Raw genomic sequence first — 4,265 nt, 5'->3', positions numbered from 1 at the left:
TTTCATCGCGATCGTCCTCAATCACATCGACAGTTTCCTTTTCATCGCGATCGTCCTCAATCACATCGACAGTTTCCTTTTCATCGCGATCGTCCTCAATCACATCGACAGTTTCCGAATCGCCAATATTTATGTCGATCTCAATGAGGCCAGCCTTTTCAGAATCGTCAATATTGATGTCGATGTCAATGATCCCAGCCTTTTTAGTGCTGTACTTGTTTCCTTTGAGAATAGGTGCGCTCGCCATCTTGATTACTCCTTCTTGTTTGGTAATTGATACAAAATTTCGCCCGATCTTGAAATGAAAGTCGTCGTTGCCAGTGCAGCCTCACAGGTCGTCGTTGCCACCAAAACCCGACAATATGTAATTTCCTGCTTTGCCATAGATTTTGTCAGCTTGATTAGTTCCCACTAATGATTTGTGAAACTTACCGCCGTTATCAGTGTTGTTGTCATTGAATAGAGTGCCCTAGATATCAATTTCAGTTTCTCCTTTGTGTTTCAAACTAATTGGTTTATTGAGGAAGTAAGGGTTGCTATTTATATGTTTTGCTGCCCTTTTCGCTTGTTGTTATCAGTTTCTTGCTAAAACTAGCGAACCGCAATGGTGATAAAATCAGGTATTATAGGAACTGATAAATAGCTTCAGGCTCTGAATTTATAGGGAAAAATCAGGTGCAGCCTGACAAAGCATCATAAAAATCAGGACTCAGGCATTAGACCAAAGAAACCGGGCTTTTGACCTAATCTGTTGGCTACAAGGCGTCTTTTCGTAAAAAACCCGGTTTCTGACCACCGATTCGTAAGTCCTAAAAATCAGTAAAAGTCAGGTTGTTTGGTAAATCTCTACATAGTCAGGTTTGCGATCGTACAATCTAATCTAGATTTGGGTGCAGGCAATGATGAAAGAATTTCCAGTTAGCGATGAATATCAGATTGGCGGGAGTCTCCCAGCAGATGCGTCGAGTTACGTGATGCGGCAAGCAGACTTGGACTTTTACGAAGGTTTGAAGGCCGGTGAGTTTTGTTACGTGCTGAATTCGCGGCAAATGGGCAAATCTAGTTTGCGGGTGCGGACGATGCAAAGACTGCAAGCTGAAGGTACTGTTTGCGCTTCTATCGATTTAACTGGTATTGGCAAGGAAGATGTCACTCCTGAAAAATGGTATGCAGGCATTGTTAATTCTTTAGTCAGTAGCTGTCAGCTAGAGCGTCGGTACAGTATTAGAACTTGACAAAAAAAGAGATATATGAATCTACCCCGTCAAGGAATTCAACTCTATGCCCGGTTGAATTGGGGCAACCTTAGAGATTCGAGCAATGACGTGAAGGTTATGGACAACAGCGACTCGACGTAGATCGAAAAGATTTTTCCGTTGTCCAAGATATCGAGCACGATCACCCTGCCAATGACCAATATGAGCCAGAGAGTGTTCAACTGTAGTACGTTTTCTTAAGTCTTTTCGACCAATAGCAGTGGATTGACGTACTCGCAACTCTTGCATTAAGGCTTCATCAGGATGAATTGATACAGTTCGTCCTCTTTTACTATTCGTGCAACCAGACCTCAGAGGACAAATTGCACATTCATTCTGAGGAAAATGAACAGTTTTCCCCAGTTCAAATGGGATACTTACCTGATTGGGACAGCTAATTAAATGCGTATCCCAGTCAAGAAAAAAAGAATTTTTATCAAACCGTCCAGAATTTCTGACCGGCCACGCCTTGCAAAATATCTGTAATTTATCATCCCGTTGTGTCACCCAATGACTGGATAAATAAGCCCGCTCGATATGTAACTCAGATAGGTGAATATTTTGAAATTTTAAGTCACGTTCTAGGTCTACCGTAGCAGCAGCTTCCGGAGTATTTGCGCGTGTCAACGCCACCGCGCAAACTATACCACTCTCTAAATCTTTGAGGATGTGGCGTTTATATCCATCTATTTTTTTAGATCGGCTTTTACGCCCATGCCGCATATCAGCGTCCTCAATAGAAATGCGACGATCTTTGGCGACCCCTTTACTTAAACTCGGAACGCCTTGTGAGTCGAAAGTTACATTTTGAGATTCAATCACTCGGGCAACATCCAGAGTCTGTTTGGCTACTTCAAAGTCATCATAATTAGACTGGCTTTGCATCCATTCTTCCACAGAACATAAGCTGTTTAGAATCATTGATAGTGCATTTTGACGCTCTCCTGGGTCATCCCAGTTTAAGTCTAAGGCTGTTTTTAAGCTGGAACTATTGAGAATAGTCGCACCAGCTAACTCGGCAATTTCTGCTGGCTCCCGCCCCTGTCCAGCAGCTATCACACTCACTGCTTTACGCAAAGCATGACCCAATAGATTATATGTATCTTCGACTTTACCAGCTCCCCATAACGGCGACGAATCTAAAGCCACTTTGAGTTGAGATGAGCCAAACCCACCTTTTTGCTTGGCAATTTCTACGGTGCGGTCAATTAAACGTTGGTCTAATTCTTTTTTAATTAAGCGATTTCTGAATCTAATTAAAGTCGGTTTGCTGAAAGGGGGAGTTTCACAATTAAGGCAATCGAGAACTAACTGCCAACGTTGAGCCACGACTCATTTCTTCAATCACTTCATCATCAGAAATCCCTAGATAGGCTTGCAGAATAATTGCTAAGGCAATTTGTGCCGGAGGAACTGGGCTATTACCCACGGTGCTGTCTTTAAAGATGGTAGCGAGTTCTTCTTGGAACTCATCATTAAAGATGAATAAACGGTTAAGTCGCAGAAAGGTGAATAGCTTGGCTCGTTTAATGCGTTTGATAATCAACGCTTCATGATCTGATAGCTCAATTGGAGGATGCCATAAGGGAGGACGCATAGGTTTTTTTCTTCTTCCTGATTGTTAGGATTTAACAAGCTCCTAAATTCACTTATCATGCTTTCCTACTTTTGTCAACTTCTAATACTGTACCTACGCCCTAGGTAATAAAATTAATTGGCGGAATTGGTGGCGCGAACGCCGGGATTTGTTATCGCCCGTCCAGCGGTTTAGTTTATTTATTGAAGAAGTTGTTTTAGTTGAAATAGAACCAAGTATTGTTATTTTTATTGACGAGATCGATCGAGTGTTGAGCATGAACTTTTCTAGCGATGAGTTTTTTGCTCTGATTCGCTGGTTTTACAATCAAAGAGTTGACCATCCTCTGTACCGGCGTTTGACTTTTGCGCTGTTGGGGGTGGCTACGCCTTCGGATTTGATTGCTGATAAAACTCAAACTCCTTTTAATATTGGTAAGGCGATAAATTTACGCGGTTTTCAGATTGATGAAGTGCAGCCTTTGATTGATGGTTGGCGGGGGCAAGTTGCTAATCCTGAAAGTGCGATCGCAGATATTTTGGATTGGACGGGGGGACAACCTTTTTTGACGCAAAAGCTGTGCAAGTTAATGCTGGAAAAGGAGTTAAAGAGAGTTAACCGCAGAGGCGCAGAGGGCGCCGATCAAGACAGGCAGGATGCCTGTTCCACCACCACAGACAGGCAGGATGCCTGTTCCACCACCACAGACAGGCAGGATGCCTGTTCCACCACCACAGACAGGCAGGATGCCTGTTCCACAGAGGATGAGGGAGTTGAGGGGTTGGTGAGGTTGCGGGTTGTGGAGAATTGGGAGTCTCAAGATGAGCCTGAACATTTGAAAACTATTCGCGATCGCATCCTGAGAAATCAGCAAAAAGCGGGGCAGTTATTGGGGCTTTACCAGCAAATTTTGGAATCCGCGCACCCCCCCCAACCCCCCCTTGCTAAGGGGGGGCTAAATGCTGCTGCTTCACCCCTGGGAGAGCAAGAAATAGCCACTCTTACTCCCCCCCTTAGCAAGGGGGGGCTGGGGGGGGTTCTTGCTGATGGCAGTCCCGAACAAACAGAATTGCGACTGTCAGGTTTAGTGGTGCAACAACAGGGAAAACTAAAAGTTTATAACCGAATTTATGCCGAAGTTTTCAATCTTGAATGGGTGGAAAAACAGTTGGGAAAGCTGCGGCCTTATTCGGAAAGTTTTAATGCTTGGAATGCTGCCAATTTTGAGGATGATTCGCGGCTGCTGCGGGGTCAGGCACTGCAAGAAGCTTTGGAATGGGCCAAATATCAAAGTTTAAGCCATCTGGATTACCGCTTTTTAGCGGCGGCTCAGGATTTGGAAAAGCGAGAAGTTGAGGTTCTTCCTTACTTGGTATGCCAAACTAACCATTAAAATGCCAAGTAAGTAAACATCTATTTTTGTAGTTTTCAAA

General features: G+C 43.8%; 3 protein-coding genes and 1 pseudogene. 2 read left to right on the top strand and 2 right to left on the bottom strand.

Features of this window, described 5'->3' with window-relative positions; genetic code table 11:
* Nucleotides 1-247: hypothetical protein (locus tag QUB06_RS33450; RefSeq protein ID WP_333439002.1), on the bottom strand; the 247-nt coding region annotated here is incomplete at its 3' end.
* Nucleotides 248-899: 652 nt separating this feature from the next.
* Between QUB06_RS33450 and QUB06_RS33445 the strand changes: the two genes are divergently transcribed.
* The gene (locus QUB06_RS33445) at nt 900-1,235 is read left to right on the top strand and encodes a hypothetical protein (protein WP_445251447.1); all 336 of its coding nucleotides are present in this window, start codon (nt 900-902) and stop codon (nt 1,233-1,235) included.
* Nucleotides 1,236-1,256: 21 nt separating this feature from the next.
* On the opposite strand, the pseudogene QUB06_RS33440 reads toward QUB06_RS33445, so the two are convergent.
* Nucleotides 1,257-2,853, bottom strand: a pseudogene (locus tag QUB06_RS33440) (IS1182 family transposase).
* A gap of 148 nt (nt 2,854-3,001) precedes the next feature.
* On the opposite strand from QUB06_RS33440, the gene QUB06_RS34850 reads away from it, so the two are divergent.
* A complete protein-coding gene (locus QUB06_RS34850) occupies nt 3,002-4,225 on the top strand; it encodes an AAA-like domain-containing protein (RefSeq protein WP_445251446.1) in 1,224 nt (407 codons plus the stop codon).
* The last annotated feature ends 40 nt before the right edge of the window (nt 4,226-4,265 follow it).

The sequence above is a fragment of the Microcoleus sp. D2_18a_D3 genome, assembly GCF_036702455.1.
Taxonomy (GTDB): domain Bacteria; phylum Cyanobacteriota; class Cyanobacteriia; order Cyanobacteriales; family Microcoleaceae; genus Microcoleus.
The sequence above is the reverse complement of the archived record's forward strand: the minus strand, read 5'-3'. Positions and strand labels throughout refer to the sequence as shown.